Source organism: Streptomyces sp. NPDC041129 (assembly GCF_055592265.1).
Map to the genome: position 1 here is coordinate 265887 of NZ_JBVIYV010000001.1, position 26185 is coordinate 292071.

25 protein-coding genes and 1 pseudogene are annotated in these 26185 nt (G+C 73.4%); 13 read left to right on the plus strand and 13 right to left on the minus strand.

Features of this window, described 5'->3' with window-relative positions:
- Positions 1-340: 340 nt before the first annotated feature.
- Positions 341-1090: a YceI family protein gene (locus ACZ6B1_RS01120; protein ID WP_468773782.1), complete on the minus strand. Its 750-nt coding sequence runs from the start codon at positions 1088-1090 to the stop codon at positions 341-343.
- Between the two features lie 196 nt (positions 1091-1286).
- Here ACZ6B1_RS01120 and ACZ6B1_RS01125 point away from each other — a divergent pair, with 196 nt between their 5' ends.
- Entirely contained in the window at positions 1287-2009 is a 723-nt protein-coding gene (locus ACZ6B1_RS01125; protein WP_468775989.1) for a YcnI family protein, read from the plus strand.
- Between the two features lie 9 nt (positions 2010-2018).
- Here the strand turns inward: ACZ6B1_RS01125 and ACZ6B1_RS01130 are convergent, their stop codons facing one another.
- Positions 2019-2633 carry a response regulator gene (locus ACZ6B1_RS01130; RefSeq protein ID WP_468775990.1) on the minus strand — a complete coding sequence of 205 codons (615 nt, stop codon included), beginning with the start codon at positions 2631-2633 and terminating at the stop codon, positions 2019-2021.
- Between the two features lie 65 nt (positions 2634-2698).
- Positions 2699-3919 (minus strand): sensor histidine kinase, encoded by a 1221-nt coding sequence (locus ACZ6B1_RS01135; protein WP_468773783.1) that lies wholly within the window; start codon positions 3917-3919, stop codon positions 2699-2701.
- A gap of 198 nt (positions 3920-4117) precedes the next feature.
- Here ACZ6B1_RS01135 and ACZ6B1_RS01140 point away from each other — a divergent pair, with 198 nt between their 5' ends.
- Together ACZ6B1_RS01140 and ACZ6B1_RS01145 are read left to right on the plus strand one after the other, a co-directional pair.
- On the plus strand, positions 4118-5206 hold the full coding sequence (locus ACZ6B1_RS01140) for an ABC transporter permease (protein ID WP_468773785.1): 1089 nt from the start codon (positions 4118-4120) through the stop codon (positions 5204-5206).
- Positions 5203-5886 carry an ABC transporter ATP-binding protein gene (locus ACZ6B1_RS01145; RefSeq protein ID WP_468773787.1) on the plus strand — a complete coding sequence of 228 codons (684 nt, stop codon included), beginning with the start codon at positions 5203-5205 and terminating at the stop codon, positions 5884-5886. Before ACZ6B1_RS01140 ends, ACZ6B1_RS01145 begins: the two co-directional genes overlap by 4 nt.
- Before the next feature lie 86 nt (positions 5887-5972).
- On the opposite strand, the gene ACZ6B1_RS01150 is transcribed toward ACZ6B1_RS01145, so the two are convergent.
- Positions 5973-6773, minus strand: coding sequence for a CDP-alcohol phosphatidyltransferase family protein (locus tag ACZ6B1_RS01150; protein ID WP_468773789.1), 801 nt, complete (start codon positions 6771-6773; stop codon positions 5973-5975).
- Between the two features lie 107 nt (positions 6774-6880).
- Here ACZ6B1_RS01150 and ACZ6B1_RS01155 point away from each other — a divergent pair, with 107 nt between their 5' ends.
- The 5 genes and pseudogenes from ACZ6B1_RS01155 to ACZ6B1_RS01175 all read left to right on the plus strand — a co-directional run.
- Complete coding sequence (locus tag ACZ6B1_RS01155) at positions 6881-7870, plus strand: zinc-dependent alcohol dehydrogenase (protein WP_468773791.1); 990 nt, start codon at positions 6881-6883, stop codon at positions 7868-7870.
- A gap of 138 nt (positions 7871-8008) precedes the next feature.
- Positions 8009-8407, plus strand: coding sequence for a 6-pyruvoyl trahydropterin synthase family protein (locus tag ACZ6B1_RS01160; RefSeq protein ID WP_468773793.1), 399 nt, complete (start codon positions 8009-8011; stop codon positions 8405-8407).
- A gap of 77 nt (positions 8408-8484) precedes the next feature.
- Positions 8485-9699 (plus strand): glycosyltransferase family 4 protein, encoded by a 1215-nt coding sequence (locus ACZ6B1_RS01165; RefSeq protein ID WP_468775991.1) that lies wholly within the window; start codon positions 8485-8487, stop codon positions 9697-9699.
- An 86-nt stretch (positions 9700-9785) separates the two neighbouring features.
- Complete coding sequence (locus ACZ6B1_RS01170) at positions 9786-10733, plus strand: class I SAM-dependent methyltransferase (RefSeq protein ID WP_468775992.1); 948 nt, start codon at positions 9786-9788, stop codon at positions 10731-10733.
- Positions 10730-11803 (plus strand): annotated as a pseudogene (locus tag ACZ6B1_RS01175) (lysylphosphatidylglycerol synthase transmembrane domain-containing protein); the annotation flags it as partial. The gene ACZ6B1_RS01170 and the pseudogene ACZ6B1_RS01175, both read left to right, overlap by 4 nt.
- A 53-nt stretch (positions 11804-11856) precedes the next feature.
- Here the strand turns inward: ACZ6B1_RS01175 and ACZ6B1_RS01180 are convergent.
- On the minus strand, positions 11857-12633 hold the full coding sequence (locus ACZ6B1_RS01180) for a creatininase family protein (RefSeq protein WP_468773795.1): 777 nt from the start codon (positions 12631-12633) through the stop codon (positions 11857-11859).
- A gap of 37 nt (positions 12634-12670) precedes the next feature.
- Here ACZ6B1_RS01180 and ribA point away from each other — a divergent pair, with 37 nt between their 5' ends.
- On the plus strand, positions 12671-13330 hold the full coding sequence (gene ribA / locus ACZ6B1_RS01185; protein WP_468773797.1) for a GTP cyclohydrolase II: 660 nt from the start codon (positions 12671-12673) through the stop codon (positions 13328-13330).
- A 69-nt stretch (positions 13331-13399) separates the two neighbouring features.
- Here ribA and ACZ6B1_RS01190 read toward each other — a convergent pair whose 3' ends face one another.
- The 5 genes from ACZ6B1_RS01190 to ACZ6B1_RS01210 form a co-directional block, all read right to left on the minus strand.
- Positions 13400-14338: a CU044_5270 family protein gene (locus tag ACZ6B1_RS01190; protein WP_468773799.1), complete on the minus strand. Its 939-nt coding sequence runs from the start codon at positions 14336-14338 to the stop codon at positions 13400-13402.
- Positions 14331-14969 (minus strand): RNA polymerase sigma factor, encoded by a 639-nt coding sequence (locus ACZ6B1_RS01195; RefSeq protein WP_468773801.1) that lies wholly within the window; start codon positions 14967-14969, stop codon positions 14331-14333. Before ACZ6B1_RS01195 ends, ACZ6B1_RS01190 begins: the two co-directional genes overlap by 8 nt.
- Before the next feature lie 200 nt (positions 14970-15169).
- Entirely contained in the window at positions 15170-16393 is a 1224-nt protein-coding gene (locus ACZ6B1_RS01200) for a serine hydrolase domain-containing protein (RefSeq protein WP_468773802.1), read from the minus strand.
- A gap of 68 nt (positions 16394-16461) precedes the next feature.
- Complete coding sequence (locus ACZ6B1_RS01205) at positions 16462-17823, minus strand: MFS transporter (protein WP_468773804.1); 1362 nt, start codon at positions 17821-17823, stop codon at positions 16462-16464.
- Positions 17820-18404: a TetR/AcrR family transcriptional regulator gene (locus tag ACZ6B1_RS01210; protein ID WP_468773806.1), complete on the minus strand. Its 585-nt coding sequence runs from the start codon at positions 18402-18404 to the stop codon at positions 17820-17822. Before ACZ6B1_RS01210 ends, ACZ6B1_RS01205 begins: the two co-directional genes overlap by 4 nt.
- Before the next feature lie 99 nt (positions 18405-18503).
- Here ACZ6B1_RS01210 and ACZ6B1_RS01215 point away from each other — a divergent pair, with 99 nt between their 5' ends.
- The gene (locus tag ACZ6B1_RS01215) at positions 18504-18944 is read left to right on the plus strand and encodes a PPOX class F420-dependent oxidoreductase (RefSeq protein ID WP_390058034.1); all 441 of its coding nucleotides are present in this window, start codon (positions 18504-18506) and stop codon (positions 18942-18944) included.
- 1 nt (position 18945) lies between these two features.
- Here the strand turns inward: ACZ6B1_RS01215 and ACZ6B1_RS01220 are convergent, their stop codons facing one another.
- Entirely contained in the window at positions 18946-19836 is an 891-nt protein-coding gene (locus ACZ6B1_RS01220) for an NAD(P)-dependent oxidoreductase (RefSeq protein ID WP_468773808.1), read from the minus strand.
- A gap of 126 nt (positions 19837-19962) precedes the next feature.
- On the opposite strand from ACZ6B1_RS01220, the gene ACZ6B1_RS01225 reads away from it, so the two are divergent.
- On the plus strand, positions 19963-20559 hold the full coding sequence (locus tag ACZ6B1_RS01225) for a TetR/AcrR family transcriptional regulator (RefSeq protein ID WP_468773810.1): 597 nt from the start codon (positions 19963-19965) through the stop codon (positions 20557-20559).
- A 461-nt stretch (positions 20560-21020) separates the two neighbouring features.
- Here the strand turns inward: ACZ6B1_RS01225 and ACZ6B1_RS01230 are convergent, their stop codons facing one another.
- Positions 21021-22376 carry an MFS transporter gene (locus ACZ6B1_RS01230; protein ID WP_468773812.1) on the minus strand — a complete coding sequence of 452 codons (1356 nt, stop codon included), beginning with the start codon at positions 22374-22376 and terminating at the stop codon, positions 21021-21023.
- Between the two features lie 219 nt (positions 22377-22595).
- Positions 22596-23261 carry a TetR/AcrR family transcriptional regulator gene (locus ACZ6B1_RS01235; RefSeq protein ID WP_468773814.1) on the minus strand — a complete coding sequence of 222 codons (666 nt, stop codon included), beginning with the start codon at positions 23259-23261 and terminating at the stop codon, positions 22596-22598.
- 142 nt (positions 23262-23403) lie between these two features.
- Here ACZ6B1_RS01235 and ACZ6B1_RS01240 point away from each other — a divergent pair, with 142 nt between their 5' ends.
- Both ACZ6B1_RS01240 and ACZ6B1_RS01245 read left to right on the plus strand, forming a co-directional pair.
- On the plus strand, positions 23404-24282 hold the full coding sequence (locus tag ACZ6B1_RS01240) for a shikimate dehydrogenase (protein ID WP_468773815.1): 879 nt from the start codon (positions 23404-23406) through the stop codon (positions 24280-24282).
- Between the two features lie 77 nt (positions 24283-24359).
- Complete coding sequence (locus tag ACZ6B1_RS01245; RefSeq protein ID WP_468773817.1) at positions 24360-26153, plus strand: TIM barrel protein; 1794 nt, start codon at positions 24360-24362, stop codon at positions 26151-26153.
- The last annotated feature ends 32 nt before the right edge of the window (positions 26154-26185 follow it).

Here is a 26185-nt window from a genome sequence, read left to right on the forward strand (position 1 = left end):
CGACCGGTGCCGTGGCGCGTCACGCAGGTGAGGGTGTCCCGGCGGGGGTGGGTGACGTGAGGTGAGGTCACCATGACGGCACACGAGGAGAGCGACGCGGGCATCCTTCGGTGCCTCGGGCAGCAGTTGCGGCTGTGAGCACGTCGGTGGCGGTTCGAAGTGCGTGCGCGCGGTGATCACCGGAATGCGCGAGCCGACGATCGCCGCCGGACACCTCCCCCCGAGGGACATGCCGGCGAGGCCCATGAGCGGTCGCCAGTCATGATCGGTGCGGCCACGGCGAACCTCGAAGCCCGCGGATGGCGGCGCTCGTCCGGCACCGAGAGTGGCCCGTCCTCGGCTACTCCGGCGGCGTAGGCGTCTCCGCGTCGCGGTACATCGCCTGGACGTCCAGTTCCAGTTGTACGGTCGGGCCGACGACCGCGATGCCGCGGGCCAGCATGGAGCGCCAGTTCAGGGTGAAGTCCTCGCGGTGCAGCTCCGCCTTCGCCAGGGCCGCGCAGCGCAGTTCCTGCTCGTAGCCGCCGTTCACCGTGCCAAGGTACGTCGTGTCCAGGCCGACGGAGCGGCTGGTGCCGTGCATGGTGAGCGTGCCGTTCAGGGTCCACCTGGAGCCGCCCCGGTAGACGAACCGGTTGCTGGTGAAGTCGATGTACGGGTAGCGCTCGACGTCCAGGAAGTCGGCGGACCGCAGGTGGTTGTCGCGGGTCTTGTTGCCCGTGGCGATGCTGGACGCGTCGATGCGTACCGATACCTGGGAGTCGGTCACGTCCGGCGTGACGCGGATGCCGCCGGTGAAGCGGGTGAAGCGGCCGTGGACGTGGGCCATGCCAACGTGCTTGGCGATGAAGCGGATCGCGGTGTGCGGCGGGTCGAACAACCAGGTTCCGGGCGGCGGGAGTTCCAGCTGACGGGCGGGCAGCAGCGCGATGCGGGCCGGGGTGAGCGGGGTGCCGGCGGCAATCTCCACGTTGCTACGGGCCGGGGTGAGGCCCTCGGCCGATGCCATCACACTGTAGGCGCCGGGCGGCAGTGCCGCCGGGCGTCTCGCGAATCCATCACGGAGCCCACACCTGCCTCCGCCTCCCACAAAGGACGGACTGACGCGTTCGAGTGACGTTCTCCTACGCGCTGGACATGCGGAGGCTCGCGCCGGTGCGCCGGGAGCGCGGTCTCCCGGCCGTCAACTGAACCGGATTTCGATGCCGTACGTATCTCCCGGCGTGGAAGGATCGCTCACCGTGAGCGCTACGGAGATCCACTCAGTCATGTCCGCCATGTCCGCCATGTCCGCGAAGCGCACCCTCATGCGCCGCTCCGGAGCCGTCGTCGCCCTGGGCGCCGCCGGTGTTCTCGCCGCGGCCGGTGTCGCGTCCGCGCATGTCACCGTCCACCCGGAGAGCTACGCCAAGGGGGCCACGGACGGTGTGCTGACGTTCCGGGTGCCGAATGAGGAGGACGGTGCCTCCACCAGCAAGGTGCAGGTTTTCCTGCCGACCGACCATCCTGTCCTCGGCGTTCTCGTGCGCCCCCGCGACGGATGGACGCCGAAGGTGACCACCACCAAGTTGAAGACGCCGGTGAAGACCGATGACGGGACCATCACCGAGGCGGTCTCCCAGATCACCTGGACCGGCGGGAAGATCGGGGCCGGGGAGTACGAGGACTTCGACGTCGCCTTCGGGGAACTTCCGGACAGCACCAGCCAGTTGACGTTCAAGACGCTGCAGACCTACTCCGACGGCAAGGTCGTCCGGTGGATCGAGGCGCCCAGTGGCGGGGAGGAGGCGGACGATCCGGCACCCACGCTCAAGCTGACGGAGGGCGGCGAGGAGGCTGCCGCCCCCGCGGCTGCGAAGAATGGCGACACCGGCGGCCCGAAGGCGGCCGACGGGACCGATGACACCGCTCGGGAGCTGGGCATCGGCGGGCTTGTCGTAGGTGTGCTGGGGCTGGCCGCGGCCGCCTTCGCCATCGTGCGCGGGCGGTCCCCGAAGACCGACGCGTAGCCGACCCGGTCAGCGGCGGATCAGGCCCAGGTCCGTCGCCGTGGCCACGGCGGCCGTGCGGGAGTCGACGCCGAGTTTGGTGTAGGTGCGGGCCAGATGGGACTTGACGGTGCCCTCGGTGAGGTGGAGCCGCCGGCCGATCGCCTGGTTGGAGAGGCCCTGCGCGACCAGGGTCAGGACCTCCGTCTCACGCCGGGTCAGGGCGACGGCGGGTGCGCGGAGGCGGTTCATCAGGCGGTCGGCGACGGTCGGCGCCAGCGCGGTGCGGCCTGCGGCGGCCGTGCGTACCGCCGCCGCCAGCTCCTCGGGGTGTGCGTCCTTGAGGAGGTAGCCGGTGGCGCCCGCCTCGATGGCGGGCAGCGTGTCGGCGTCGGAGTCGTAGGTGGTGACGATCAGGACCCGCGGCGCGCCGGGGCGGGCGGTGATGAGGGCGGTGGCCTCGGCGCCGCCCATGCCCGCGCCGAACTGAAGGTCCATCAGGACCACGTCGATGTCACCCTCGGCGGCGCGAGTGACCGCGGCCTCGGCGGTGGCGGCCTCGGCCCGCACGACGATGCCGGGCTCGGTCTCCAGCACGGCGCGCAGCCCCGCCCGTACCACCGGGTGGTCGTCGGCCAGCAGCAGACGGACGGGGCTGTCGGAGGTGGCGGAGCACGGGCCGCCGGGTACGCCTGGGCTGAGGTTGTCGGTCACGGGTGGGCCTCGGGTTCGCCGGCTTCGGGCGCGTGTGCGCGCGGGGTCAGGGGGAGCCGGGCGGACAGGGATGTGCCCCGGCCCGGGGAGGAGTCGATGGTGAGGGTGCCGCCCAGCGCGTTCATGCGGGCGCGCATCGCGGCGAGGCCGAAGCCTCCGTCGTCCGGGTGGGGGGCCGGCAGCGCGGCGGGGTCGAATCCGGTGCCGTCGTCGGCGATGTCCACGGCGACATGGTCGTCCAGGTGGGTGAGGGTGACGTCCGCGGTGGTGGCGTCGGCGTGGCGGACGGTGTTGGCCAGGGCGGACTGGGTGATCCGCAGAAGGGCGACCTCGTGCGCGGTGGGCAGAGGAGCCGGGGCGCCGGTGAGGTGGAAGCGGACGGTGAGGGGGTGGCGGGCGGAGGTCGTGACGCACAGCCGTTCCAGGGCGCCGGCCAGCGTGGTGCCCTCCAGGGCCGGCGGGGTGAGGGCCGCGACGAAGCGGCGGGCCTCGGCGAGGTTGTCCACGGCCGCCTGACGGGCCTGGTCCACATGGCGGGCGGCGGCCTCTGGCCGCTCCGGCAGGGCGCGCTCGGCGGCGCGCAGCAGAAGCTGGATGCTGGACAGGCCCTGGGCGAGGGTGTCGTGGATCTCGCGGGCCAGTCGTTCGCGTTCGGCGAGCACCCCGGCGGTGTGCTGGGCCCGGGCCAGGTCGGCGCGGGTGGCCGTCAGCTCCTCGATCAGCCGGCGGCGCTGCTCGCTCTCCCGGTACAGGGCCTGGTACCCCCACACCACCGCGACGGCCACGGCGGCGCCCAGCGCCGGGCCGATCACCATCGCGACGCTGAAGGCGTGCTGGTGGGCGGCGAAGGCGGTGATCGCCGCGAGCGCGGTCGCCACGACCGCCGCCAGTGCGGTTCGGCGCGGCAGCAGGTGGAGCTGGAGGAAGTACAGCGGGAAGGCCAGCCAGACGCCGTCCGCCGACAGGGCCAGCAGCACCAGCCAGACGGCGCCGAGGCAGGCCAGCCACACCGTCGCCGACCGGCGTGAGCCGCGTACGCCGGGGAGCAGCGGGCCGGCCGCGTATACGAGGCCGCAGGCCAGGGCGGCGGCGACGGTCGCCCATGGGTGCGGCCCGCCGTCGGTCAGGGTCCGCCCGGCTGCCAGCGCGAGCAGACCGGCGATCAGCAGGTGCAGGCACCAGGCCAGGACCCGGCTGGTCGGGATCGGGGCGGGCATGGGGGGAGAGTTCACAGTGCGTCCAGGCTACGGAGGCGGACCCCCGAGGGGCCTCCATCGAAAGTTACAACCCGGATGCCGCCTTTCCGGCCGGTGAAGTGCGGTCCCTTGCCGGATGCCCGGCCGGGCGGCCGTCGGCGACGGTGGGGACGTACCGATTCGACCACCACTCCCGTCGTTGAGAGGACAGGCCACCCCGTGTTCGTAGCCTGGAGAGATCTGAGGTTCGCCAAGGGGCGATTCGCCCTGATGGGAACCGTCATCGTGCTGATAACCCTGCTGGTCGGGCTGCTGTCCGGGCTGACGGCCGGGCTCGGCAGGCAGAACGTCTCCGCGATCACCGGCCTGCCCGCGGACCGGTTGGCCTTCCAGACTCCCGCCGGCGGACAGGGCCTCTCCTTCTCCGACTCCACCGTCAGCGCACGCCAGTGGCGGCAGTGGGCCGAGGCGCCCGGCGTCGAGGGTGCCGAGCCGCTGGGCATCACCACGACCAGGGCGACCACCGGGGACCGGAGCACCGCGGTGTCCGCGTTCGGCGTCGAACCCGGCTCCTCGCTCGCCCCGGACGGCGGACGGATCGACGACCGGTCCGCGGTGCTGTCCGCCACTGCCGCCGGCGACCTCGGCCTCGCCCCGGGCGACTCCCTCACCCTGGCCGGGCACCGGCTGACCGTCGCCGCGGTCCGGGGCGACGCCTCCTTCAGCCACATCCCGGTGATCTGGACCAGCCTGGACACCTGGCGGCGGACTGCGCCGCCCACGGACGCCGCGGACGGCGCCACCGCCACCGTCATCGCCCTGCGCACCACCGCGGGGGCCGACCTCACGGTCACCGACCGGCGGGCCGGCACCAGGACGGTCTCCGTCGAGGACTCGCTGTCCGCGATCGGCTCCTACACCTCGGAGAACGGCTCCCTGCAGCTCATGCGCGGATTCCTGTTCGCCATCTCGGCCCTGGTCATCGGCGCCTTCTTCACCGTGTGGACCATCCAGCGCAGCGGCGACGTCGCCGTCCTCAAGGCGCTCGGCGCCTCTACCGCGAGCCTGCTCAAGGACGCCCTCGGCCAGGCCGTGGTCCTGCTCGTCGGCGGCACCCTGGCCGGCACCGGTATCGCCGCCGCTGTCGGCGCCCTCGTGGCCGGGTCGGACGTACCGTTCCTGCTCAGCCCCGGCACGGTACTGCTGCCCGCCGCGGTGATGGTCCTGCTCGGCAGCCTCGGCGCCGGCCTGTCCATCCGCCGCATCACCTCCGTCGACCCGCTGACCGCCCTGGGGAGCGCCCGATGAGCCTCGAGCTGACCGACATCACCCTCACCTACGCGGACGGCGAGACCCGGCTGACCGCCCTCGACCGGGTCACGCTCCGGGTCCCCAAGGGCAGCCTCACCGCAGTCGTCGGCCCCTCCGGCTCGGGCAAGTCCAGCCTGCTGGCCGTCGCCGCCACCCTGATCACCCCCGACGCCGGAACGGTCACCATCGACGGCACGTCCACCACCGGTCTGAGCCGCGGCGAACTGACCGAGCTGCGCCGTCACCGGATCGGCATCGTCTTCCAGCAGCCCAACCTGCTGCCCTCCCTCACCGCCGCCGAACAGCTCCAGGTCATGGCCAGGATCGACGGCCGCAGCCCCGGCCGGGCCCGTGGCCGGGCCCTCGAACTCCTCGAGGCGGTGGGCCTCGTGGACCAGGCCCACCGCCGGCCCCACCAGCTCTCCGGCGGCCAGCGCCAGCGCGTCAACATCGCCCGCGCCCTGATGAACGACCCCACCGTCCTGCTGGTCGACGAACCCACCAGCGCCCTCGACCACGAACGCGGCGCCGCCGTCATCGAGCTGATCACCCGGCTCACCCACCAGCGGGCCACCGCCACCGTCCTGGTCACCCACGACCGCACCCACCTGACCGCCGCCGACCGGATCGCCGAGGTCCACGACGGAGGCCTCCGCGGCCCCGCACCGACCGGCTGACGGTGCGAAAACGGAGGAGGCGTCCCCGGCTTCCAGGCCTCAGGCGCCCCGACCCCTGGCGCCCCGACCTCCGACCCCCAGCACCCTCAGCGCGCCGCCAGCTCCAGCTCCCGTATCAGCGGCTCACCGACCGCCCCATCGCCGACCGCCCCCTCGGGGGCCGTCCGCCCGTCGTCCGTACGGGAGTCGCGCCACAGCCACAGCATGTCCCGGCCGAACGACCACACCAGCGAGCCCAGTGACAGCACCACGATCGCCAGGTTCGCCGGGTGCGGCAGCAACTCGGCGCCGGCCAGCAGGAGGCAGATGCCCTGGAGCGCGGCGACCGTCTTGCGGGCGAAGGACGGCGGCAGTGGTGCGTTCAGCCAGGGAGCGACGCGGGCCGCCGCCACGAACGCGTAACGCATGCCGCCGATCAGCAGTACCCAAGGGCCCTGCTGCGTCGCCACGTACACGCTCAGCACCAGGATCAGGAACGCGTCGACCTCCATGTCGAAGCGGGCGCCGAGCTCGGTGGAGGTGCCGGTGCGGCGGGCCACCTTGCCGTCCACACCGTCCAGCAGCAGCGCCACCGCGGTGAGGCCGACCAGTAGCGTGACCGGTGGTGCGCTCTCGAAGGAGTCCGCGACCAGCGCGGTCACCCCGCCGACCAGCGTGGCCCGCCCCAGCGTCACCCGGTTGGCGGGGCCGAACGAGCTGAGCCGGGAGCGGTGCAGGGCGCGGGAGAGGACCGCCCAGGTGGCGAACGCGAAGACCAGCCCCGTCAGCCAGCCGGCCGGCCCCATGCCGATCGCCGAGCCGAGCAGGGCGAGCAGCAGGAGCTGTACGCCCGCTCCGACAGCGGTCTCCTGCTGGAGCCTCGCGTCATACGTGTTGTTCAGGGCCACCGCACACCCTCCGGCCGAGTGACAGAGTCGATCAACGCCGCGTACTGTGCGCGGCCTGTGCACAACTCGGTACGTGAACAACTTCCCGATCGTTCAGGAGGATGCCGATGAACCGGTCGGCCCGCGCGTTCTGGCTGAGCTCCCCGGGGGCCGGTGAGCTGCGCGACGTCACCCTCGCGGAGCCGGGCGAGGGCGAGGTCCTGGTCCGCACGCTGTACTCCGGAGTGAGCCGCGGCACGGAGACGCTGGTCTTCCGCGGCGGGGTGCCGGAGTCCCAACACGGCGTGATGCGGGCGCCGTTCCAGGAGGGCGACTTCCCCGCGCCGGTGAAGTACGGCTACCTGAACGTCGGTGTCGTCGAGGAGGGCCCGCGAGAGCTGATCGGCCGAACGGTCTTCTGTCTGTATCCGCATCAGTCCCGTTACGTCGTTCCGGTGAACGCCGTGACCGTGGTGCCCGACCGGGTGCCCGCCGAGCGGGCCGTGCTCGCCGGGACCGTGGAGACCGCCGTGAACGCCCTGTGGGACGCGGCGCCCCTGATCGGCGACCGGATCGCGGTGGTCGGCGGCGGCATGGTCGGCTGCTCGGTCGCCGCGCTGCTCGCCCGCTTCCCCGGCGTACGGCTGCAGCTCGTCGACGCCGACCCGGCTCGCGCCAAGACCGCAGAGGCGCTCGGCGCCGACTTCGCCACACCCGGCACCGCCCTCGGCGAGTGCGACCTCGTGGTGCATGCCAGCGCCACCGAACAGGGCCTCACCCGTGCCCTGGAACTCCTCGCACCCGAGGGCACGGTCGTCGAACTGAGCTGGTACGGCGACCGGCGCGTCGCCCTGCCGCTCGGCGAGGCGTTCCACTCCCGCCGGCTCACCGTGCGCAGCAGCCAGGTCGGCACCGTCTCCCCGGCCGCCCGTGCCGGCCGGGGTTACGCCGAACGGCTGGCGCTCGCCCTCGACCTGCTCGCCGACCCCGCCCTCGACGCCCTCATCACCGGCGAGAGCACCTTCGAGGAGCTGCCGGAGCTGATGCCCAGGTTCGCCTCCGGCGAGATCCCGGCCCTGTGCCACCGCATCACCTACCCCGGCAGCGGCCCGGCCTGATCAGGACAGCAGCGGTCTGACCTGAGAAAAGAGTGCGAGGAGGCTGAACACGGGGAACGGAGGAGCCGTACTACACGGCAATCCCCCGGCAGGTGACCGCCGGGGGCATCAGACGCGCCGCACCTGGAGGGTCGTCCGTTGTTCAGCATCACCGTCCGCGATCACATCATGATCGCCCACAGTTTCCGCGGCGAGGTGTTCGGGCCCGCGCAGCGCCTGCACGGCGCCACGTTCCTGGTGGACGCCACGTTCCGCCGCGAGCAGCTGGACGAGGACAACATCGTCGTCGACATCGGCCTGGCCACCCAGGAACTGGGCGCCGTCGTCGCCGAGCTGAACTACCGCAACCTCGACAACGAGCCGGAGTTCGCCGGAATCAACACGTCCACCGAGTTCCTGGCCAAGGTCATCGCCGACCGGCTCGCCGACCGCGTCCACAAGGGCGCCCTCGGCGAAGGAGCCAGGGGCCTGGCGGGACTCACCGTCACCCTGCACGAGTCGCACATCGCCTGGGCGAGTTACGAGCGTGCCCTGTGACGGAGACGACCGTGAAACCCACCGGGGCGCCCGGGAAGACCACCGGGTCGCCCGGGATGGCCACCGGGTCGCCCGGGATGGCCGCCGGGTCGCCCGGGAAGGCCACCGGGGCGCCCGCGGAGGCCTCGCAGAAGGCGCGGCTCGCCTACGTGCCCGCGCAGCCCACCGCCCTCGAGAACGTCGGGATCATCCCCATGTCCCTGCGCACCGTGCACTTCGTCATGCCGGGCGGTGTCGACGACCCGGCCGCGCCGAGCGGCGGCAACGCCTACGACCGCCGGGTCTGCCTGGACCTGCCGGGCTTCGGCTGGCAGGCCGTGCGGCACGCCGTGCCCGGCAGTTGGCCGCGCCCCGGCCGCGCCGACCGCGACGTGCTCGCCCGCACCCTGCGGGAACTCCCGGACGACACCGTCGTCCTGCTGGACGGCCTGGTCGCCTGCGGAGTGCCGGAGATCGTCGTCCCGGAGGCGGAGCGGCTGCGCCTCGCGGTGCTGGTGCACCTGCCGCTCGGCGACGAGACCGGCCTGGACCCGGCCGTGGCCGCGGACCTGGACGCCCGCGAGCGCGTGGTGCTGCGGGCGGCGGGCGCGGTGATCGCCACCAGCGACTGGGCCGTCCGCCGGATCGTCTCCCACCACGGCCTCGCCCCGCAGCGGGTGCACGTCGCCGCCCCCGGCGCCGACATCGCCCCCCTCGCCCCGGGCACCGACGGTGTCTCCCGGCTGCTGTGCGTCGCCGCCGTCACCCCGCGCAAGGGCCAGCACCGGCTGGTGGAGGCGCTGGCCGGGGTGACCGACCTGCCGTGGAGCTGTGTGTGCGTCGGCGGGCTCACCCAGGACCCTGAGTACGTCGACCGGTTGCGGGGCCTGATCGGCGAACGCGGCCTCGAGGACCGGCTGGTGCTCGCCGGACCCCGGGCCGGCGCCGAACTCGACGCGGCGTACGCGTCGGCCGACCTGATGGTCCTCACCTCGTACGCGGAGACCTACGGCATGGCCATCACCGAGGCGCTCGCCAGGGGGGTCCCGGTGCTGGCGACCGATGTCGGCGGGGTGTCCGAGGCGGTCGGCCGCGCCCCCGACGGCGGCGTCCCCGGCATCCTTGTCCCGCCGGAGGACCCGGCGGCACTCGCAGCCGAACTGCGCGGCTGGTTCGGTGAACCCGATGTGCGCCGCCGGCTGAAGGCCGCGGCCCGCGGCCGCCGTGCGGCACTCGACGGCTGGGCTGCCACCGCCCGCAGCCTGGCCGGTGTCCTCGGCCGGCTCCCCGAGGCACCGAGGAGGGCGGCATGACGGACACACGGACGGTGACCGGCGGCATCCCGGCCCAACCGGGCCCCGGCGGAGCCGAGTTCGTGCCGGACGGCGAGGAGGCCGCGATGGGTACCGGTGCACGCGAGAGCGACCCGGCCGGTGTGATCGCCGGCGCCGGGCCCGTGGCCGGCCCCGGCGAACGGGCCACCGTACGGCTGCGGGACGGTGAGCCGCAGGAGCCGCCGCGGTACGCGCCCGAGTGGCTGCGGCTGCGGGAACCGGCCGACGCGGCGGCGCGGGCCACGGAGTCGCTGGACCCGCTGCGGATCCGGCTGGCCAACCGGCCCGGCAGGGCGGGCGGGCCGGCCGTGCACGACCTGGGCTGCGGCACCGGCTCGATGGGGCGCTGGCTCGCTCCGCGGCTGGAGGGCGCCCAGCACTGGGTCCTGCACGACCGTGACCCTTACCTGCTGCACTTCGCCGCCGTGGGCTCCCCGCGCGCCGCCGCCGACGGCAGCCGGGTCACGGTCGAGACCCGGCGCGGCGACATCGCCCGGCTCACCCCGGACGCGCTGAACGGGGCCGGACTGGTGACCGCGTCCGCACTGCTGGACGTCCTCACCCGTGAGGAGATCGAGACCCTCGCCGCAGCCTGCGCCGGCGCGGGCTGCCCGGCCCTGCTCACCCTGTCCGTCGCGGGCCGGGTCGAACTCACCCCGCCGGACCCGCTGGACGCCGAGATCGCCGAGGCGTTCAACGCCCACCAGCGGCGCGACGGGATGCTCGGGCCGGACGCGGTCACCGTGGCCTGCGAGGCGTTCGCCGAACGCGGGGCGACCGTACGGGTGTACCCGAGCCCGTGGCGGCTCGGACCCGAGGAGTCCGCGCTGACCGCGCAGTGGCTTCGGGGCTGGGTGGGCGCGGCCGTCGAGCAGCGGCCCGAGCTGTCCGGGCGCGCCGAGCGCTACCTGCGCGAGCGGCTGGCCGCCTGCGAGGCCGGTGAGTTGCGGGTCGTGGTCCACCACAGCGATCTGCTCGCGCTGCCCAAGCCGGCGGGCGGGGCGTCGTCATGAGCGGACAGGCGGTGGAGTCCGGCGCCAGGCCGCGCCGGGGGAGGGCGGCGAAACCCCGTCTGGCGCGGGTGATCCCGCACGCGCGGATCAGGGGGGTGCGAGGCTGTGTCACGGCTCCCGCGGTGAGCGCGGTGACGGCGCCCCCGGAGCCGTCCGCCCCCGGGACCGCCCGGCGCGACACCCCCCACCGCCTGATCCGCAGACTCAACTCCCGTGCCGTCCGCACCCACTTCGGCACGGTCGCCGGCACGGCCATCATCGCCGTGCTGCTGTGGCGGCTCGGTACCGGTGTGCTCCTCGACGGCCTGCGGCGGATCGACTCGGCGTCGCTGCTGCTGGCCCTGGGCATCGGCGTGGTCACCACCGTGTTCAGCGCGTGGCGCTGGCAGTTGGTGGCCCGGGGGCTGCGCATCCGGCTGCCGTTCGGGCCGGCGGTGGGCGACTACTACCGGGCGCTGTTCCTCAACGCGGCCCTGCCCGGCGGGGTGCTGGGCGATGTGCACCGGGCGGTCCGGCACGGGCAGAGCGCCGGGGACATCCGGCGCGGGGTGAAGGCGGTCGTGCTCGAGCGGGTCGCCGGGCAGGTCGCGCTGGCCGTGTTCGGCGCGGTCGTGCTGGTGGTCCTGCCGTCGCCGGTCCGGGACGAGATACGGGGTCTCGCGGCGCCGGTGGCGCTGGCCGCGTTGGGCGCGCTCGCCGTCGTCCTCGCCGTCCGGCTGAACCGTGCGCCCTCCCGCCGCGGCGGCGCCCTGCGATCCGCGCTCGGCGAGGCCCGACGGGGCCTGCTGTCACGCGAGGCCGGGCCCGGAGTCGCGCTGTCCTCCGCCGTCGTACTGGCCGGGCACGTCGCGATGTTCGTCGTGTCGGCCCGGATCGCCGGATCGGCCGCGTCCGTGCCGGTGCTGCTGCCGATCGCGGTGCTCGCCCTGGTCGCGATGGGGCTCCCGCTGAACGTCGGCGGTTTCGGACCCCGCGAGGGCGTCACCGCCTGGGCGTTCGGCGCCGCCGGGCTCGGCGCGAGCAGCGGGGTGGCGGTCGCCGTGGTGTACGGGGTGCTGAGCTTCGTCGCGAGCCTGCCCGGCGCCGCCGTCCTCGTCGCCCGCTGGTACGCAGGGCTGCGCGGCTACCCCCGTACCGCCGCCGGGCCGGAGTCCGAGGTGAGCAGGTCGAAGAGCGCGCCGAACGACTCCACCAGGCCGGCCAGGAATTCCTTCCCCTTTTCCGCGGAACCCAGGGAAGGGCGGCCGATGACGCCGGATTCGGTGTAGGCGGACATTCCCACGGTAAGGAGATGACGACGGTCGTCAGCGGTGAAGTCGGCGGACTCGTAACCAGGGCGGACGAATTCGGGATGAGCGTGCAGCAGAATGGAGGTCTCGATCTCGCCCGCGTGCATGTCGGTGAGCAGGGAGGTGAGCACCCCGGCCCGCTGCCGCGCCGCCTCCCAGTCCTCGGCGGCCGGGAACAGCGCCATGCTCTCCCCGCGCGCGGAGGCCTCCTGGACGACGTTGCCCAGCACGTAGTTGCCGCCGTGGCCGTTCACCACGACCAGCGTCTCGACGCCCGAGCGGCGCAGCGAGTCGGCGATGTCCCGGACCACCGCGTGCAGGGTCACCGAGGAGATGCTGACGGTCCCCGGCCAGTCCGCGTGCTCGTGCGAACAGCCGATCGTCACGGGCGGCAGGAGGTGCACCGGATACGCGCCCGCGATCTCCCGGGCCACGGCACAGGCGACGAGCGTGTCGGTCGCCAGCGGAAGGAAGGGGCCATGCTGTTCGAAGCTGCCGACGGGAAGGACGGCGACCTGTGTTGAAACGCCCGCCCCCCGCATCCGTACGTCTTCCGTAGTGTCCGCCGGTACCACCCCGAAGCCGGCCGTACGCGCGCCCGAACCACTCATCTTTCCCGGCCCTTCGTCTCTGCTTAGGAATCAGATCATGACAGAAAACCTCGGTGTCCTCGGCGAGAAGTCCTCGCGGCGCTCGGGCGCGGAACGCGTCGTGAACGCGCCGCTGCCCACCGTGTACGGGCAGTTCCAGGCGATCGGCTACCTGGACCACGACCGCGGTGACGAACAAGTCGCCCTCGTGTACGGGGAGATCGGGACCGAGAACGTGCTGACCCGGCTGCACTCGGAGTGCCTGACCGGGGACGCCTTCGGCTCCCGGCACTGCGAGTGCGGCGACCAACTGGCCTCGGCGCTGCGCGCGGTGGTCGCCGAAGGCAGCGGCATCGTCGTCTACCTGAGGGGACACGAGGGCCGGGGCATCGGCCTGCTGGCCAAGCTGCGCGCGATGGCCCTCCAGGCGGAGGGTCTGGACACGGTCGAGGCGAACCTGGCGCTCGGCCTGCCCGTCGACGCCCGCGACTACGGCGTCGCCGCCGAGATCCTGCACGACCTCGGGGTGCGCTCGGTCCGGCTGATGTCCAACAACCCGCGCAAGCGGGAGGCCCTGGTACGGCACGGCATCCAGGTCGCCGAGCAGGTGCCGCTGCTGATCGAGCCGTGCGAGAGCAACATCACCTACCTGCGGACCAAGCGCGAGCGCCTGGACCACGTCCTGCCCCACCTGGACGCGGTCGCCCACGGGTCTTGAGCCGGCGGGGCAGGGCGAGGGGGCGGGCGACCGACGATGACGGCCCGCCCCCTCCCCGGTCTCGCTCGGTCAGCGGTGCTCTCCGATGCGGTCGACCACCTGGATGTCCTTGAGGGTCCTGGTCTCGTAGTAGTAGTTGGTCTGCTTCCACTCGCCGTGAATCTTCTTCGGCGAGCTGCCCTTGGTGCGCAGGCCCAGGTAGTCGTACGTCCTGCGGTCGAAGAGGAACGTGAACGACGCCTTGGGGTGCGAGACTCCGACGGCCTTGCGGCCGGCGACGTCCGCGTCGTCGTAGTCGAGCCGGATGTGGGGAAGCTTCGACAGCGCCTCGAAGGCGCCGGCCTGCAGCCCGGGGGGCATGACACGCGGTCCCATCAGCAGCATGCACCCCTCGAAGAAGGCCATCACGTCCGTGTTGGGTGCGCTGTCATTGCCTCTGAACCGCGCCAGCAGCTTGTCGGGATCGGTCGGCATCTGCTGGAGCTTGGAGTAGACGGTGGGAGGCCATCTCACCTCGTGCTTGCCGAGCGGAGGGTCGTGGTGAACCTTCCCGTACTCCTGGCGCAGGGACGGCTTCGAGCCGTCCACCGACATCCAGCTCTGGTCGGTCCACGTCCTGGTCGGCCCTCCCTTCACCGGCACCCGGGTGATGTAGGTCCGGGTGTAGAAGTACTGGTCGTTGCGCGGCACGGGCAGGTCGCTGCCCGCGGCGCGTGACCTGTCGGCGGCCCTTCGCAGCACGTCCGCCGCGCTGACCGCGCCCAGACGCGGCGCGCGGTCGCTTCCGCCGTCGAGTGCCAGGACCACGGCGCCCGCGGCCGCCGCCGTCATGCCGGCGAACGCGGTGCGGAGCACGATCCGCCGGCTCAGCCGGCCCGTACGGGGCGCGACGCCGTTCGACTCCTTCGCCATGGCGGCCTCCAGGCGGGCCCGGGCGGCGGTACGGGCCTGGTCGGACGGCCCCTCCCGGTCGGTGTCCCACGCGCGCACCCTCGTCAGTTCATCCATGATCGGTCCCCTTCTGAGGTGCGGTCGAGGTGGTCGGCTCCGGGCCGCCCAGTGCCCGGCGCAGCTTGACGCGGGCCCGGTGGAGGCGGGAGCGCACCGTGCCGACGGGCAGGCCCAACGCCTGTGCGGCCTCCGCGTAGTCGAGGTCTCCCCAGGCGATGACCAGCAGCACATCCCGGTAACGGGCGGGCAGTTCGGCGAGGGCGCCGGCCAGGGTGCCTTGCGCGTCCGCGGCGCCGATCCCGTCCTCCGGTCCGGCCTGCTCCTCCCGCTCCTCCGGCAGCGACGCCATGCGGGACAGCGCCCGCAGCCGGCGGGCCTCGTCCCGGCGGTGACGGCCGATCAGGTTGGTGGCGATCCCGTACAGCCAGGGCCGTGCGTGCGGGTGGGACAGGTCGTAGCGCCGCCGACGCTGGAAGGCGATCACGAAGGTCTCCGCCATCAGGTCGTCGGCGGTGTCGGAGCCCAGGCGCCGGGCGATGTAGCGGTGGATGTCATCGGCGTGGCGGTCGAAGATCACCGCGAACGCGTCGGGCGTCTCCCAGGACCGCTCGATGACCGAGCCGTCGGAGGTGCCGCTCTCGTCCGCCGGGAGGGCGAACGCGGCACCGGTGGCGGGCAGGAGGGTCACGTTCCACCTCTGCGATTCATTTCGCGTCCTCGGGTCTCGGAGTCGGAGTCGTGGTCGCCTGCTGTTCGCCGATGCCCGTACACAAGTTCCGGCCCTGGATGAGACTTGCGTCACAGAGGTCGTGCGCGGGTCGGGGCAGCAGGGTGCCCCGTGCGCATCCGATGACCTGGAAGCAGGCGGCGCAGGGCCGTGACCGGAGGTCAGCCGAGCAGGGCCTCGTGCACCAGGCGGCGCAGGTCCGGGAAGACCTTCAGGTTCTTCGGGCGGACCTGGGTCATGAACTGGACGGTCAGGTCGTGGGCCGGGGCGATCCAGAAGGCGGTGGTGGCGACGCCGCTCCAGCCGTAGGTGCCCGGGCTTGTGGGGGCGAGGGTGCGGGCCGGGTCGACGACGACGGAGACGTTGAAGCCGAAGCCGAGGCCCGCGTTGGAGCGCTCCTGGTGGACGGGGGCGCCGAAGGAGTCGAGCTGGGCGTCGCCGGGCAGTTGGTTGCGGGTCATCAGCGCGACCGAGCCGGGGGACAGCAGGCGCGTGCCGTCCAGCTCGCCGCCCCGCCGCAGCATCTCCATGAACCGGTGGAAGTCCCCGGCGGACGCGACCAGGCCGCCGCTGCCGGACAGGAACAGCGGCCGGCCCCGTACCGGCAGTCCCGGGATCGGTGTGATGCCGCCGTCCTCCGTCTCGCCGTACAACTCGGCGAGTCTGTCGGCCTGTTCACCGGTGATGTGGAAACCGGTGTCCGTCATGCCGAGCGGGCGGAGGATCCGCTCGGCGAAGAACTCGTCCAGCCGCTGCCCGGAGACCACCTCGATCACCCGGCCCAGCACGTTGGAGGCGACGGAGTAGTTCCACTGCGTGCCCGGCTCGAACTGCAGAGGCATGCGCGCGTACACCTCGACGGTCTCGGCGAGGTCCTTGCCCGGCGGCACCGAGTACTCCAGGCCCGCCTCGCGGTACAGCGCGTCGACGGGGTGCTTGTAGTAGAAGCCGAAGGTCATGCCCGCCGTGTGGGTGAGCAGATGCCGGATCAGGATCGGGCCGCGGGCCGGGCGGGTGCGCAGGTCCGCGCCCGAGCCGCCCTCGTGGACCCGCGGGCCCGCGAACGCGGGCAGGTGCCGTTCGAGCGGGTCGTCGAGGGACAGACGGCCCTCCTCCAGCAGCAACAGCACCGCGACGGCGGTGACCGGCTTGGTCATGGAGTAGATCCGCCACAGGGTGTCCGCGCCGACCGGCAGGCCGGCCGCGCGGTCCCGGTGGCCGTACGTGGTGAGGTGGGCGACGCGGCCGCCACGCGCCACGGAGACCAGGTAGCCGGGCAGCCGTCCCTCGTCGACGAGGCGGGCGAAGTGCTGGTCCAGGCGGTCGAGCGCCTTCGGGTCCAGGCCGGCCTCACCCGGGTCGGCTTCCTGTCGCAGCTGTGCCATCGCTCTCCTCCGGTCGCGTCGTGCCCGCGCGGCGCGACCCCCGTTCCCGCCGGACCGGCCGCACGGTCTCATCGTCGCGCAGGAACGCCGGGAGGGACCCCGTCCGCCGCGGTGTGTGTGATCGACATGACGTCCCGCCCCGGCAGCGCGCGGGCCACCGGCACGGCGGCCGCGGCCACCCCGGCGAGCACCAGCAGCGCGGTCCCCTCTCCCACGCCCATCAGCGCGGTGCCCGCGGCCACCCCCACCACGGGCCCGATGTTCAGCGCCGTCTGCTGCAACCCGCCCGCCACCCCGGCCACCGCCACGTCCGCACGCCGTACGACGACATGGGTGCCCGCCACCATCACCGTGCCGAACCCGGCGCCGAGCAGCGCGAAGGCACCGCCCTGGGCGAGCACTCCGGTGGCCCGGGACAGGACGAGCACGCCCACCGCGAGCACCGCCGTCGCCGCGGCCACCGCGCACCGCGCGCCCACCCGGCGCAGCAGACGCGGGCACAGCGGGGCGGACACCACCATCAGCACCGCCAGCGGCACACCGCGCACCGCGCTGTCGAACGGATCGAGACCCAGCCGGCGCTGCAGGACGTACGTCTCGACGAACAGGGTGCCGAAGAGGGAGGCCGAAACGGCGACGAGAACACCGAGCGCCGCGCCGACCGCCGGCGAGCCGACCACCTCGGGCGGCAACAGCGGACTCGCCGACCGCCGTTCGTGCCGGACGAACACGGCACCGGCGAGCACCGCACCCCCCAGCCCGGCCGCCGTGGCCGTCGTCGCGGCGGGCAGCGCGACCAGGGTGTGCACGAGACAGGCCAGGGACACGGCGAGGAGCAGGGCACCCGGTACATCGAGCGGGGCGCGGATCACCGCGGGCCGCTCCGGTCCCGACCGGACCAGGGCCGTCAGCCCGAAGCCCAGCGCGGGCAGCACGCTCAGGAAGAACACCGCCCGCCAGCCGAGGCCGCTCACCAGCGCCCCGCCCAGCAGCGGGCCGACGGCGGCCGCCAGTCCGATCGCACTGGTGCGCACCGCGAGCGGCGTCGCCAGCCGGTCCGGCGGGAAGGCGGCGCGCAGCATGCCGAGCGTGGCGGGCTGGAGCAGCGCCCCGAAGACCCCCTGCGCCGCCCGCAGTCCGATCACCCAGCCGATCCCGGGCGCCAGGCCGATGCCCGCCGACGCCGCGCCGAACCCCAGCATGCCGAGGGCGAACATCCGCCGCTGTCCGTACCGGTCGCCGACCCGCCCCGCGAACACCAGCAGGCTCGCCACCGCCACGAGATACGCGGTACTGGTCCACTGCACCTGCATGTACGACGCGTGCAGCGCCCGCTGGAGGGAGGGCTGCGCGACCGTGAGGACCGTGCCGTCCAGGGCGACGAGCACGGCGCCCGCCACACTGCTCGCCAGCGTCGTCCGGCGGTTCACCGGGCGTCCGCCGGGCCCAGATGGGCCAGCAGCGCCGCGTCCAGCAGGGGCGCGAAGTCGTCGACGCCGGTGGCGAGTTGCAGACTCCCCCAGCGCCACAGCTGGGCGATGCCGTGCAGGTTCGCCCACAGCGCACCCGCCACCCGCCGGGCGTCCGACTCCGGCCTGATCAGGCCGGTCAGCTCCACGAGCAGCCCGAAGAGGGGCAGGCTGGTGTCACGCAGGCCCAAGTGGCCGCTCTCCAGCAGATCATGACGGAACATCAGCTCGTACATACCGGCGTTGTCCAGGGCGAACGCCAGATAGGTCCGTGCCAGCGCCGTCACCTGCCCGCGTGGATCGGGTCCCGCGCCGTCGAGGGCCGCCCGTACCCGGCCGGCCAGGTCGGCGAAGCCGCGGCGGGCGATCGCCGACAGCAGTTCGAGGTGGGTGGGGAAGTAGCGCCGGGGTGCCCCGTGCGACACCCCGGCCCGGCGGGCGATCTCCCGCAGCGTGAGCGCCTGTGCCCCTTCGGTGGCCACCAGCGCCACTCCGGCATCGACCAGGCGGACCCGCAGGCCCGGGTCGGGATCAGATGTCATAGACACTGTCTACCAGGCGGTCGTAGACAGTGTCTACTCACCGTCGATGCCGTGGCCCCAGCGGGAATGCGCGGCCCGCCCCGCCGAGTTGACCCAGGTATGACTCAGGACGCCACGCAGGACGACGCACTGCTGAAGCTGCTCGGTGAGGGAAATGGAGGGGTGCTGGTCACCCTCAAGAAGGACGGCCGGCCCCAGCTCTCCAACGTCACCCACGTCTACTACCCGGACGAGCGGATCATCCGGGTCTCGCTCACCGACGACCGGGCCAAGACCCGTAACCTGCGCCGCGATCCCCGGGCGTCGTACCACGTCACCACCGCCGACCGGTGGGCCTATGCCGTCGCAGAGGGCACCGCCGACCTCTCGCCGGTCGCTCGGGATCCGCATGACGAGACCGTCGAGGAGCTCGTCCGGCTCTACCGGGACGTCTCCGGTGAGCACCCGGACTGGGACGACTACCGGGCCGCCATGGTCCGCGACCGCCGGCTGGTGCTGCGGCTGCGAGTCGAGCGGGCGTACGGCATCCCGAAGCGCTGAGCTACGGCGCCGCCGCGGCGGTCCGTGCCTCGATCGCCCGCAGCACCGCCACCATGTCCTCGCCGCCGTGCCCCAGTGACACCGTCTCCTCGAACAGGGCGTGACAGGCGTCCAGCAGCGGCGAGGCCAGGTGCGCCCCGCGGGCCGCCTCGGCGATGAGCCGATTGTTCTTCAGTACGTCCAGGGCGGCCGCCTGCACCGCGAAGTCCCGCTCGCGCAGCTTGGGTGCCTTCATCCGCGACACCCCGCTGGCCATGGGGCCCGCGTCCAGCACGTCCAGGAACAGCCGCCGGTCGAGCCCCTGCCGCTCGGCGAAGTGGAACGCCTCGGTCAGTCCGGTCACCAGGGTGATCAGGAAGAGGTTCACGGACAGCTTCATCAGCAGCGCGTTCGGCGCCGCGCCGCACACGAACGTCTCCCGGCACAGAGGGGCGAGCAGCGGTCGTACGGCGTCGACGGCGGACTCCTCGCCCGCCAGCATGGCCACCAGTGCGCCCTGCTCCGCCGGGACGCGGGACCCCGAGACGGGCGCCTCGACGTACCGGCCGCCGGCCGCCCGCACGTCGGTCTCCAGGGCGTGGGAGTACCCGGGGGAGGTCGTGCCCATGTGGACGACGACGCGCCCGGCGACCCGCGCGGCGAAGCCGGGGGTGCCTCGGCCGAGGACGCTGTCGACCGCGGCCTCGTCGGCGAGCATCAGCAGCACCGCCTCGGACCGCGCGAACACCTCGGCGGGGTCCGAGGCGACCTCGGCACCCGCCGCGCGCAGCGGCTCGGACCGCAGTGGCGTCCGGTTCCACACCACGAGCGGCGTGCCGGAGGCCGCCAGCCGCAGTGCCATGGGCCGGCCCATCACTCCGAGACCGATGAAACCGACGTTCACGACGTTCATGGGGCGCCCCTCGCTCCGGGGGAGTTCCGCGCGCGGGACCTCCGGGCCGATTATGACCGTCGTCATAGTAGCGGGCGTTATGACACCGGTCATAGAGTGAGGGATGAGGGTGATCGGAGGTCCGTCATGGCGGAGTCGCGGCACGGACCGCGCGAGCGGATGGTGTTCAGCGCGGCCCAGCTGATCCGGCGGGACGGGGTCGCCGCCACCGGTATGCGGGACGTCGCCGCCCTTGCCGGAGCACCGCGCGGCTCGCTCCAGCACTACTTCCCGGGCGGCAAGGAGCAACTGGTCAACGAGGCCGTGGCCTGGGCCGGCCGGTACGCCGGCAAGCGCGTCGCCCGTTTCCTCGCGGGCCTGGAAGAGCCGACGCCGAGCGGGCTGTTCGCGGCGATGGCCGCGCAGTGGAGGGACGAGTACCGGGTGGACGGCTTCTCCGCCGGCTGCCCGGTCGCCGCCGCGACGGTGGACCGCGCCTCGTCGGGCAGTTCCAATCGCGAGGCGGCGGCGGGCGCGTTCGCGGCCTGGCGCGGCCCCGTCGCCGAGGCGCTGACCGGAATGGGGGTCCCGGCGGCCCGCGCGGACTCCCTGGCGACCTTGATGATCAGCACCCTGGAGGGCGCGATCCTGATGGCCCGGGCCGAGCGGGACGTCGGCCCGCTGAACACGGCGGTCCGCGAACTCGGCCCCCTGCTCGACGCGGCGGCGGGCCGCGCTCGGTGACGCCGCGGCCACCTGCCCCCCGGAGGTCGCGGCCGCCTGCACGCGCGAAGCCGTAGTCCCCCCGCCCTCGGGGTGCCGAAGCCGCCTGCCCGCATGAAACGGCAGCCCCGCCCTGGGCGGGCCGCGAAGCCGCCTGCCGGCGTGAAGCCACGGCCCCCTGCCCGTAGGAGATCACGGCACCCTGCCCGTACGAGCTCACGGCCCCCTGCCCGTACGAGCTCACGGCCCCCTGCCCGTACGAGGCCACGGCACCCTGCTCTCGCGAAGTCGCCCCCCGCCCGCCTGAAGCCGCGGCTCCCCACCCGCGTGAAGTCGCGGCTCCCCGCCTTCGGGAAGCCGCAACCCTCGCCTGCGGGAGGTCGCTGCCCCCTTCGTCGTGGGAGCTGGGCGCCGACGGGCCAGGGCCCCGGAGCCCGTCGGCGTCCGGAGCCCGTCGGCGTCCGGAGCTCTGGCCGGGGGATTCAGGCCGACACCGCCTCCGGGTGCTGTCCCTCGCGGGCCGCTCGCTCGCCCAGCAGGTCCGACGGGACCTTGTGGGTCTCGCGGGCGGAGAGCGCCGCGAGGGTCGGCGGGACGCACAGCAGCGCGGTGAACAGGGCCACCGCCGACCAGTCGTCACCGCCCGGACCGGCGATCTCGGCGGCGAAGGTGACCGCGAAGCCGGCCGCCGCGAAGCCGATCTGGGTGCCGATCGCCATGCCGGACAGCCGTACCCGGGTCGCGAACATCTCGCCGTAGAACGCGGGCCACACCCCGTTCGCGGCGCTGTAGACGATGCCGAACGCCACGATCCCGAGGGCCAGGGTCAGCGGGTAGGAGCCGGTGGAGATCGCCCACAGGTAGCCGGCCATCGCCGCCGCGCTGCCCACGGTGCCGATCAGGTACACCGGACGGCGTCCGATCCGGTCGGACAGCGTCGCCCACAGCGGGATCGCGGCCAGGGCCACGACGTTGGCCAGCGCCCCCACCCACAGCATCGACGTACGGGACATGCCGACCGCGTCACCGGTCGCGTAGGCCAGCGCCCACACCGTGAAGATCGTGCTCACCGAGGCGACCAGCGCGCCCCCGATCACCCGCAGCACGTCGGCCCAGTGCTCGCGCATCAGCACCGCCAGCGGCAGCCGGACCACACCCTCGGTCGCCGCCTGCCGGGCGAAGGCCGGGGTCTCCTCCAGGCGGCGCCGGATGCCGTAGCCGACGACCGCGACCGCCACGCTCAGCCAGAACGGAACCCGCCAGCCCCAGGACAGCAGTTGGTCCTCGGGGAGCTGGGCGACCGGGATGAAGACCAGGGTGGCGATGAGCTGGCCGCCCTGCGTGCCGCTGAGCGTGAAGCTGGTGAAGAAGCCCCGCCGGCCCGGCGGCGCGTGCTCGAGGCTCATGGAACTGGCGCCGGCCTGCTCGCCGGCCGCCGAGATCCCCTGAAGGATCCGGCACAGCACCAGCAGGACCGGGGCGAGCGCGCCGACCTGGGCGCGGGTGGGCAGACAGCCGATCAGGAACGTCGACAGGCCCATCAGGAGCAGCGTGAAGACCATGATCTTCTTGCGGCCGAGGCGGTCACCGAAGTGCCCGAGGAACAGCGCGCCGACGGGCCGCGCCGCATAGGCGACGCCGAACGTGGCCAGCGACAGCAGGGTCGCGGTGGCGGGGTCGGCGGCGTCGAAGAACACCTTGGGGAAGATCAGCGCGGCGGCGCTGCCGTAGATGAAGAAGTCGTAGTACTCGAGCGCGCTTCCGATCCAGGCGGCCAGGGCGGCCTTCCTGGGCTGGCCGGGCGGGGCCTCGGCGGGAGCGGGGGCGGGTACGGACACGGCGGTGCTCCTTCGGGGAGACTCCACCCCACGGAGGCAGGGGGAGTGAGCGGCGGGGCGAAGGGCCGGATCACGGCTGCTAATTAACCCACTGGATAGTTAGTCGTGGTTGGGTGGGATGTTGCGCCCGTGTTTCCCCGCTGTCAAGAGCCGGTGCGCGACTCCGGTCGCCGCATGCGGGAGCGGGCGCGATCCGCGGTCGCCGCCCGGGGCCGCGGCTCAGTCCGCGGCCCGCTCCGCCGTGAGATAGGCGATGACCATGTCGCCGAGCATGGCGCGGTAGTGCTCGCGCTGCGCCGGGTCGACCAGGTCGCGGCCGAACAGCGCGCCGAAGGTGTGCCGGTTGGCGACCCGGAAGAAGCAGAACGAGCTGATCATCGCGTGCAGGTCGACGGCGTCCACATCGGCGGTGAACAACCCCGACTCCTGACCGGCGGCCAGGATCCGGCGGATCACCTCGAGGGCGGGGGAGCCGATCCGCCCGAGCTTCTCGGAGGCGGCGATGTGCTCGGCGCCGTGGATGTTCTCGATGCTGACCAGGCGGATGAAGTCCGGGTGCAGTTCGTGGTGGTCGAAGGTCAGCTCGGCCAGCCGCCGGATCGCCGCCACCGGGTCCAGGTGCTCGACGTCCAGTTCCTGTTCGGCCTCGCGGATCACGCCGTAGGCCCGCTCCAGAACGGCCGTGAAGAGCTGTTCCTTGCCGCCGAAGTAGTAGTAGATCATCCGCTTCGTGGTGCGGGTGCGGGCCGCGATCTCGTCGACCCGGGCGCCGTCGTAGCCGGCCCGGGCGAACTCCTGGGTCGCCACGTCGAGGATCTCGGCCTGGGTGCGGGCGGCGTCCCGCGTCCGCCCGCCGGGTCGTACCGGTTCGTCGACGCTGGTCATCGGGTTCCTTCGGGCGTAGGGCCAGTGCCGGTGATTGTAGAAGCAGGGGTGGCGCGGGCTGTACGGGTCTTCCCGAAGACGGCCACGGCTGATATAGCTAACGTACTAGTTCGTACATTAGTGAGCGCGCCAGGAGGTCTCCGTGGCCAAGGACTCGTATCTCGTCGGGCTGATCGGTTCCGGCATCGGCCCGTCGCTCAGTCCGGCCCTGCACGAACGGGAGGCCGACCGCCAGGGGCTGCGCTGTCTGTACCGGACCATCGACATCGACGGTCTCGGTGTCCCGCCGGAGGCGGTGGGCGACCTCGTCCGGGCCGCCCGTGACCTGGGCTACGACGGGCTCAACATCACTCACCCGTGCAAGCAGCTCGTCATCCCGCACCTGGACGGGCTCGCTCCCCAGGCCCGCGCCCTGGGCGCGGTCAACACGGTCGTCTTCGGGGAGGACGGCGGCGCGATGGGCCACAACACCGATGTCACCGGGTTCGCCGCCTCCTTCGCCCGCGGCCTGCCGGACGTGTCCCTGGAGCGGGTCGTGCAGCTCGGCGCGGGCGGCGCGGGCGCGGCGGTCGCCCACGCCGCCCTCACTCTCGGCGCCGGGCGGGTCACCGTCGTCGACGCCGTCCCGGAGCGCGCCGCCGCCCTGGCCGGGTCCCTGAACCGGCACTTCGGCGACGGCCGGGCCGCCCCGGCCACCCCCGACCGCCTGGCGGACCTGCTGGCCCGCGCCGACGGCATCGTGCACGCCACCCCCACCGGCATGGCCGCCCACCCGGGCCTGCCGCTGCCCGCCGAGCTGCTGCGCCCGCGGCTGTGGGTCGCGGAGGTCGTCTACCGCCCGCTGGAGACCGAGCTGTTGCGCGCCGCCCGGGCGGCAGGCTGCGCCACCCTCGACGGCGGCGGCATGGCCGCCTTCCAGGCCGCCGACGCGTTCCGGCTCTTCACCGGCCGCGAACCCGACAGCGCGCGGATGCTCGCGGACCTCGCCGAGCTGGCCGGCGCCGTGACCGCGCCGAAGTAGCGCCGACCGGACCGGTCGCCGCCCGAGGCAGCGCCTGAAGCAGTCCCGACGCAGTCCCGACGCAGAGAGGCACCCGGATGCGTACGTCCATCGCCACCGTCTCACTGAGCGGCTCGCTCACCGAGAAGCTCACCGCCGCCGCCCGGGCCGGTTTCGACGGTGTGGAGATCTTCGAGAACGACCTGCTCGCCAGCCCGCTCACCCCCGAGGAGATCCGGGCCCGCTGCGCCGACCTCGGCCTCACCATCGACCTCTACCAGCCGATGCGCGACATCGAGGCGGTGCCGGAGGCCGAGCTCAGCCGCAACCTGCGCCGAGCCCGGCACAAGTTCGAGCTGATGAACCGGCTCGGCGCGGACACCGTCCTGGTCTGCTCCAGCGTCTCCCCGGCTGCCGTGGACGACGACTCCCTCGCCGCCGGCCAGCTCAGCCGGCTCGCGGACCTGGCACGGGAGTTCGGCATCAAAGTCGCCTACGAGGCGCTGGCCTGGGGGCGGCACGTCAACACCTACGAGCACGCGTGGCGCATCGTGGAGACCGCCGGCCACCCGGCGCTCGGCACCTGCCTGGACAGCTTCCACATCCTCTCCCGCGGCTCCGGTCCCAAGGACCTCGAAGGCATCGCGGACATCCCCGGCGAGAAGATCTTCTTCCTCCAACTGGCCGACGCCCCGCTGCTCGCCATGGACGTCCTGCAGTGGAGCCGGCACTACCGCTGCTTCCCCGGCCAGGGCGGCTTCGACCTGGCGAACCTGCTCGGCCACGTGCTGCGCACCGGCTACGCCGGACCGCTCTCGCTGGAGGTCTTCAACGACGTGTTCCGGCAGGCCGACGCCGGCCCGACCGCCGTGGACGCCCACCGTTCCCTGCTGCTCCTGCAGGAGGCCGCGGGCGCGGCGGAGCTGCCCGCAGCCGTGGTGCCCACCGGCGTCGCCTTCGCCGAGCTGCTCACCGCGGACGCCGAACCGGTCACCGCCGTCCTCGCCGCCCTCGGCTTCACCCGCGTCGCACGTCACCGGAGCAAGCCCGTCGACCTGTGGCAGTCCGGCCGGGCCCGCGTCCTCGTCAACACCGGCCAGGCCGCGCGCCGGGACGGCACCCGGCTCGCCGCGATCGGCCTGGAGTCCCCGGACCCGGCCGCCGCCGCGCGCCGCGCCGAGGCCCTGCTCGCGCCCGTACTGCCCCGCCGCCGCGCCCCCGGGGACGCCCCGCTGGAGGCGGTGTCCGCCCCCGACGGCACCGAGCTGTTCTTCTGCGCCACCGGAAAGGACCGACTCCCGGACTGGCGGGCCGACTTCGGGGACCTGCCGGACCGCGGAGCCCTCGAGCCCAGCGCCACCCGGGTCGACCATCTCGCCCTCACCCAGCCCTGGCACCACTTCGACGAGGCGGCCCTCTTCCACCGCAGCGTCCTCGGCCTCGACGCCGAACAGAGCGTCGACCTGGCCGACCCCTACGGCCTGCTGCGCAGCCGCGCCGTGAGCAACGCCGACGGCAGTGTCCGGATCGCCCTGTCGGTCGGCGCCGCGCCCACCGACGACACCGCGCACGCCCAGCACATCGCCCTCGCCACCGACGACGTGGTGGCCGCGGCCCGCGCCTTCCGCGCGGCGGGCGGGCGGTTGCTGCCCGTGCCCGCCAACTACCACGACGACCTGGCCGCCCGGTACGAGTTCGAGGCCGGCGAGCTGGAGACGTACCGGGACCTCGGCATCCTCTACGACCGGGAGGCGGGCGGCGCCTTCCGGCACTGCTACACCGTGACCGTCGGCCGGGTCTTCTTCGAGCTGGTCCAGCGCGACGCGGGCTACCGGGGCTACGGTGCCGCGAACGCCCCGGTACGGCTGGCCGCGCAGCACGCTCTCCACTGAGCGCGACGCGGCCCGGGCCGTCGAGACGGCCC

Excerpts from the sequence above, each read along its gene's own strand:
- ACZ6B1_RS01225 (WP_468773810.1), top strand. The coding sequence starts at position 19,963 with ATGGCGGAGTCGCGGCACGGACCGCGCGAGCGGATGGTGTTCAGCGCG.
- ACZ6B1_RS01220 (WP_468773808.1), bottom strand. The coding sequence starts at position 19,836 with ATGAACGTCGTGAACGTCGGTTTCATCGGTCTCGGAGTGATGGGCCGG.
- ACZ6B1_RS01125 (WP_468775989.1), top strand. The coding sequence starts at position 1,287 with ATGTCCGCGAAGCGCACCCTCATGCGCCGCTCCGGAGCCGTCGTCGCC.
- ACZ6B1_RS01210 (WP_468773806.1), bottom strand. The coding sequence starts at position 18,404 with ATGACATCTGATCCCGACCCGGGCCTGCGGGTCCGCCTGGTCGATGCC.
- ACZ6B1_RS01215 (WP_390058034.1), top strand. The coding sequence starts at position 18,504 with ATGACTCAGGACGCCACGCAGGACGACGCACTGCTGAAGCTGCTCGGT.
- ACZ6B1_RS01135 (WP_468773783.1), bottom strand. The coding sequence starts at position 3,919 with ATGCCCGCCCCGATCCCGACCAGCCGGGTCCTGGCCTGGTGCCTGCAC.
- ACZ6B1_RS01245 (WP_468773817.1), top strand. The coding sequence starts at position 24,360 with ATGCGTACGTCCATCGCCACCGTCTCACTGAGCGGCTCGCTCACCGAG.
- ACZ6B1_RS01200 (WP_468773802.1), bottom strand. The coding sequence starts at position 16,393 with ATGGCACAGCTGCGACAGGAAGCCGACCCGGGTGAGGCCGGCCTGGAC.
- ACZ6B1_RS01180 (WP_468773795.1), bottom strand. The coding sequence starts at position 12,633 with ATGAGTGGTTCGGGCGCGCGTACGGCCGGCTTCGGGGTGGTACCGGCG.
- ACZ6B1_RS01165 (WP_468775991.1), top strand. The coding sequence starts at position 8,485 with ATGGCCGCCGGGTCGCCCGGGAAGGCCACCGGGGCGCCCGCGGAGGCC.
- ACZ6B1_RS01190 (WP_468773799.1), bottom strand. The coding sequence starts at position 14,338 with ATGGATGAACTGACGAGGGTGCGCGCGTGGGACACCGACCGGGAGGGG.
- ACZ6B1_RS01235 (WP_468773814.1), bottom strand. The coding sequence starts at position 23,261 with ATGACCAGCGTCGACGAACCGGTACGACCCGGCGGGCGGACGCGGGAC.
- ACZ6B1_RS01145 (WP_468773787.1), top strand. The coding sequence starts at position 5,203 with ATGAGCCTCGAGCTGACCGACATCACCCTCACCTACGCGGACGGCGAG.
- ribA (WP_468773797.1), top strand. The coding sequence starts at position 12,671 with ATGACAGAAAACCTCGGTGTCCTCGGCGAGAAGTCCTCGCGGCGCTCG.
- ACZ6B1_RS01155 (WP_468773791.1), top strand. The coding sequence starts at position 6,881 with ATGAACCGGTCGGCCCGCGCGTTCTGGCTGAGCTCCCCGGGGGCCGGT.
- ACZ6B1_RS01170 (WP_468775992.1), top strand. The coding sequence starts at position 9,786 with ATGGGTACCGGTGCACGCGAGAGCGACCCGGCCGGTGTGATCGCCGGC.